The organism is Pseudomonas sp. HMSC067G02, from assembly GCF_001813485.1.
Lineage (GTDB): Bacteria > Pseudomonadota > Gammaproteobacteria > Pseudomonadales > Pseudomonadaceae > Pseudomonas > Pseudomonas aeruginosa.
Map to the genome: position 1 here is coordinate 1 of NZ_KV812693.1, position 5,609 is coordinate 5,609.

The 5,609-nt window shown below is 64.5% G+C and carries 4 protein-coding genes and 1 pseudogene; 4 read left to right on the forward strand and 1 reads right to left on the reverse strand.

Translation table 11 applies throughout. From position 1 onward, the window contains the following. Positions 1–857, forward strand: an 857-nt coding sequence (locus HMPREF2914_RS18635) for an ABC transporter substrate-binding protein (RefSeq protein WP_256562205.1), incomplete at its 5' end; no start/stop codon positions are given. Positions 858–950: 93 nt separating this feature from the next. Then, a pseudogene (locus HMPREF2914_RS18640) lies at positions 951–2,548 on the forward strand (ABC transporter substrate-binding protein). A gap of 67 nt (positions 2,549–2,615) precedes the next feature. Here HMPREF2914_RS18640 and mdpA read toward each other — a convergent pair. Further along, complete coding sequence (mdpA, locus tag HMPREF2914_RS18645) at positions 2,616–3,833, reverse strand: metallopeptidase MdpA (protein ID WP_003094429.1); 1,218 nt, start codon at positions 3,831–3,833, stop codon at positions 2,616–2,618. A gap of 168 nt (positions 3,834–4,001) precedes the next feature. On the opposite strand from mdpA, the gene psdR reads away from it, so the two are divergent. Both psdR and HMPREF2914_RS18655 read left to right on the forward strand, forming a co-directional pair. Next, entirely contained in the window at positions 4,002–4,565 is a 564-nt protein-coding gene (gene psdR, locus HMPREF2914_RS18650) for a transcriptional regulator PsdR (protein WP_003094433.1), read from the forward strand. Positions 4,566–4,830: 265 nt separating this feature from the next. Continuing rightward, positions 4,831–5,609 (forward strand): ABC transporter substrate-binding protein (locus tag HMPREF2914_RS18655; protein WP_256562206.1); only part of this gene is annotated, 779 nt, incomplete at its 3' end.

Sequence of the window (5,609 nt, forward strand, 5' to 3'; positions counted from 1 at the left end):
CGGTGCGCGCGCAGAAGCTCAAGGCCGGCGAGTGCCAGATCACCCTCAACCCACGACCCGCCGACCTCGACGCGCTGAAGAAGGACCCGAACCTGAACCTGCCGTCGCAGGCCGGCTTCAACCTCGGCTACATCGCCTACAACGTCACCCACAAGCCGTTCGACAAGCTGGAAGTACGCCAGGCGCTGGACATGGCGGTGAACAAGAAGGCCATCATCGACGCCGTCTACCAGGGCGCCGGCCAGTTGGCGAGCAACGGCATGCCGCCGACCCAGTGGTCCTACGACGAGACCATCAAGAACGCGCCCTACGATCCGGCCAAGGCCAGGGAGCTGCTGAAGAAGGCCGGGGTCGCCGAAGGCACCGAGATCACCCTGTGGGCCATGCCGGTACAACGCCCCTACAACCCCAACGCCAAGCTGATGGCGGAAATGCTGCAGAACGATTGGGCGAAGATCGGTATCAAGGCGAAGATCGTCACCTACGAATGGGGCGAATACATCAAGCGCGCCAAGGGCGGCGAGCATGACGCCATGCTGATCGGCTGGAGCGGCGACAACGGCGACCCGGACAACTGGCTCGGCACCCTCTACGGCTGCGACGCGGTGGACGGCAACAACTTCTCCAAATGGTGCGACGCCGGCTACGACAAGCTGGTCAAGGATGCCAAGCGCACCACCGACCAGGGCAAGCGCACCGAGCTGTACAAGCAGGCCCAGCACATCCTCAAGGAACAAGTGCCGATCACCCCGATCGCCCACTCCACCGTGTACCAGCCGATGCGCAAGACGGTACACGACTTCAGGATCAGCCCGTTCGGCCTGAACTCGTTCTACGAGGTCAGCGTCGGCAAGTAGCTTCGCCTGCCAGCCGCGCCGCCCCGCCACGAGCGAGGCGGCGCCTCTCCCCAGGGCGGCCGACCCGGCCGTCCCGCTCCAGAGGAGTCATCCATGCGACCACGCTCTGCCCTGCGCTACAGCCTGCTGCTACTCGCCTTCGCCGCCAGCGCCGCCATCCAGGCCCAGCCGAAGACCCTGGCGGTGTGCACCGAAGCGGCGCCGGAAGGGTTCGATCCGGCCCGCTATACCTCCGGCTACACCTTCGACGCCTCAGCCCATCCGCTGTACAACGCGCTGGCCGCGTTCGCTCCGGGCAGCGCCACGGTGATCCCGGCCCTGGCGGAAAGCTGGGACGTCTCCGCTGACGGCCTCGTCTACACCTTCCGCCTGCGCCAGGGCGTGAAATTCCACAGCACCGACTACTTCAAGCCAAGCCGCGAATTCAACGCCGACGACGTGCTGTTCAGCTTCCAGCGCATGCTCGATCCGCAGCACCCCGCCCACGACCTTTCGCCCAGCGGCTACCCCTACGCCGACGCCATGCAACTGCGCGACATCATCGAGCGCATCGAGAAGATCGACGAGCACCAGGTGCGCTTCGTCCTCAAGCACCCGGAGGCGCCGTTCCTCGCCGACCTGGCCATGCCGTTCGGCTCGATCCTCTCCGCCGAATATGCCGGCCAACTGATCGCCAGGGGCAAGGGCGACGAACTCAACAGCAAGCCGATCGGCACCGGCCCGTTCGTCTTCACCCGCTACCGCAAGGATGCCCAGGTGCGCTACGCGGCCAACCCCGACTACTGGAAGGGTAAGCCGGCCATCGACCACCTGGTGCTGGCGATCACCCTCGATCCCAACGTGCGCGTGCAGCGCCTGCGTCGCAACGAATGCCAGATCGCCCTGACGCCCAAGCCGGAAGACGTCGCCGCGTTGCGCCAGGACCCGCAACTGACGGTGCTGGAAGAAGCGGCGATGATCACCTCCCACGCCGCGATCAACACCCGGCACGAACCGTTCGACGATCCGCGCGTGCGCCGGGCGATCGCCATGGGCTTCAACAAGTCGTCCTACCTGAAGATCGTCTTCGGCGACCAGGCCCGCCCGGCCATCGGCCCCACCCGCCGATGCTGCTCGGCTACGACGACAGCATCCGCGACTGGCCCTACGACCCCGAACAGGCCAAGGCCCTGCTGAAGGAAGCCGGCGTCGCCCCGGACACACCCCTGAACCTCTACATCAGCACCGGCAGCGGCCCCGGCGGCAACCCGGCGCGAGTGGCGCAACTGATCCAGTCCGACCTGGCCGCCATCGGCATCCGGGTGAACATCCACCAGCTCGAGTGGGGCGAGATGGTCAAGCGCACCAAGGCCGGCGAACACGACATGATGCTCTACAGCTGGATCGGCGATAACGGCGACCCGGACAACTTCCTCACCCACAACCTCGGCTGCGCCTCGGTGGAGTCCGGGGAAAATCGCGCGCGCTGGTGCGACAAGGGCTTCGACGAAGCCATCCGCAAGGCGCGCATGAGCAACGACGAGAGCCAACGGGTAGCGTTGTACAAGGAAGCGCAGCGGATCTTCCACGAGCAGATGCCCTGGTTGCCGCTGGCGCATCCGTTGATGTTCGACGCGCAACGCAAGAACGTCAGCGGCTACCGCATGAGCCCGATGTCGGCGCGGGACTTTTCGCGGGTGAAGCTGGACTGATCGCTGCGCCGCACGCGGGAAGCCCTGGCCCTTGCCTTGCCGCGTGCGGCGTTATCGTTCGGCCGGCTCAGCCGCCGAGGCCGAAGGGATCGTCGATGGACGGGCTCGGTTGGGTGAACCAGCGCGGACCTTCCTCCGTCATGTAGAAGTGATCCTCCAGGCGAATGCCGAACTCGCCGGGCACGCAGATCATCGGTTCGTTGCTGAAGCACATGCCGACATCCAGCGGCGTGCGATCGCCACGCACCAGGTACGGGCCTTCGTGGACGTCCATGCCGATGCCATGCCCGGTGCGGTGCGGCAGGCCAGGCAGGCGGTAGTCCGGCCCCAGGCCGTTGGCCTCCAACGAACGCCGCGCGGCGGCGTCCACCGCCTCGCAGGGCTGGCCCAGACGCGCGGCCTCGAAGGCCGCCAGTTGGGCGTCGCGCTCCATCCCCCAGAATTCGCGCTGGCGTGCGCTGGGCGTGCCGAACACATAGCTGCGGGTGATATCCGACTGGTAGCCGTGCACCTGGCAGCCGGTATCGATCAGCACCATGTCGCCATCCTTCAACACCTGCGCATGCTTCACCCCATGCGGGAAGGCACTGGCGGCACCGAACAGGACGATGCAGAAGGTCGAACCGGGCGCACCCACCTTGCGGTGCGCCTGGTGGATGAACTCGGCGACTTCGGTGGTGCTGATGCCTTCACGGAGAATGCTCGCCGCGGCCTTCTGCACTTCCAGGGTCATGTCCTTGGCCCGCTGCATCAGCGCCAGCTCCTCGGCCGACTTGCGCATCCGTCCCTGGTCGATCAGCGGCGCGGCGCTGACGAAGTTCCTGCCCGGCGCCAGTTGGCGCAAGCGCTCGAACATGCCGAACGGCAGGCTCGGACACAGTGCGACCGTGCTGCGCTCACCCACGCCGAGCGCCTCCAGGCGATCGAGCAGCAGGCGGTAGGGATCCTGGTGTTCCTCCCAGGTGTGGATGGCGCCGTCGACCACCTGGAAGTCGCGCACCGTCCCTTCCTCGAAGGCCGGCGCAAGGTATTCGAGGGCGCCCTCGGCGGGCAGCAGCGCACCCACCAGGCGTTCACTGGGGTGCCATTGCACGCCGCTGAAGTAACGCAGGTTGCTGCCTGCATGCAGGTACGCCGCGGCGATGCCATGCTCGCCCATCCACGCCTGGGCCGCGGCGATTCGCGCACGGTAAGACGCCAGGCCGATCGGCTGCGCGCCGTCCATCATGTTCCGCAGACGCTCCAGCGCCTGCGCAGGGGTACTCCCGCCAACACCCACGGTCATTTGTTGTTCTCCTCGTCTGGACCGGGCTGAAATTTAAGTCGAGCTTAAATTCAGGTCAAAACAAATTTTCAGTCACACTTAAAAAATAGGGGTTCGGGTAGTTCATCTGTCAGACTTTATTGACGCCCCGCGCTGGGTATACTGCGCCTTTCAACAAGAGTCTCCCCAATGACCGTAGACCGCATCGGCGAACGCCTGCGCCGCTATCGCCGCGCCGCCAAGAAGACCCTGCACCAAGTCGCCAGCGAATCCGGTCTCACCGCGAGCTTCCTCTCCCAGGCGGAGCGCAACCTCACCGGTGTATCGATCTCTTCCCTGGCCAACATCGCCAAGTCGCTGAATATCCCGCTCAATGCCCTGTTCGACCAACCGGCACAACCCCAGCCCGACTCCCACGAAGGCGAGCGGGTACGCTACACCATCGAGGGCCAGCCGCTGGCCTACGAACGCCTGTCCAGCTCCTTCCCCGGCAACCTGATCAATGCGGTCAAGATGAACATGCCGGTGGGCTACCAGTCGGAGCTGATCTCCCATGAGGGCGCAGAGTTCTCCTACGTCCTGTCCGGGCAGATCGTCTACACCATCGAGGGGCGCCAGTACCCCCTCGGCGCCGGCGACTCGGTGCACTTCGACGCGACCAAGACCCATTGCCTGGCCAACGTCGGCAGCGATGTGGCGGAAGTCCTGACCATCACCACCATGGGCCTGTTCGACGACCATCCGACGCCCTGAGCCAGTCCGCAGCGCACCTTCCCATCCTGTCAGGCAAACGTTTTCGCAAGAGAAATGTTAGTCGTGCTTAATTTTCGTTGACCACAATTTCAGCATGACTTAATTTCGGCATCAGCGAATCGTCGACCAACAACAAACGGACGATCGCTGTCGCCGCACAGGGTCCATGGCTGTCACCCGCCATCCATGGAAAGGCGAGAGTTGCCATGGCCCATAAGGCCGATCCTCAGACGATGCCCTTAGAAAAAGAAAAAATGAGGTTTGCATGCGTAAGATCCTTCCCCTTCGGGCCTGGCTGGCAGCCGGTCTGATCCTCGGCTCCCCGTTCTCCCACGCCGCCAGCAACCTGGTGTTCTGCTCGGAGGGCAGCCCGGCCGGCTTCGATCCCGCCCAGTACACCACCGGCACCGACTACGACGCGACCTCGGTCACCCTGTTCAACCGCCTCGTCCAGTTCGAGCGCGGCGGCACCCGGGCGATCCCGGCCCTGGCGGAAAGCTGGGACATCGGCGACGACGGCAAGACCTACACCTTCCACCTGCGCAAGGGTGTGAAGTTCCACAGCACCGACTACTTCAAGCCGACCCGCGAATTCAATGCCGACGACGTGCTGTTCACCTTCGAACGCATGCTCGACAAGGATCATCCGTTCCGCAAGGCCTACCCCACCGAGTTTCCCTACTTCACCGACATGGGCCTGGACAAGAACATCGCCAGGATCGAGAAGCTCGACGAGCACACGGTGAAATTCACCCTCAACGAGGTCGACGCGGCCTTCATCCAGAACCTGGCGATGCCCTTCCCATCGATCCAGTCCGCCGAATACGCCGCGCAACTGCTCAAGCAGGGCAAGGCCAGCGACATCAACCAGAAGCCGATCGGCACCGGCCCGTTCGTGTTCAGCCGCTACCAGAAGGATGCGCAGATCCGTTTCAAGGGCAACAAGGACTACTGGAAGCCGGACGAGGTGAAGGTCGACAACCTGATCTTCGCCATCAACACCGACGCCTCGGTGCGCGCGCAGAAGCTCAAGGCCGGCGAGTG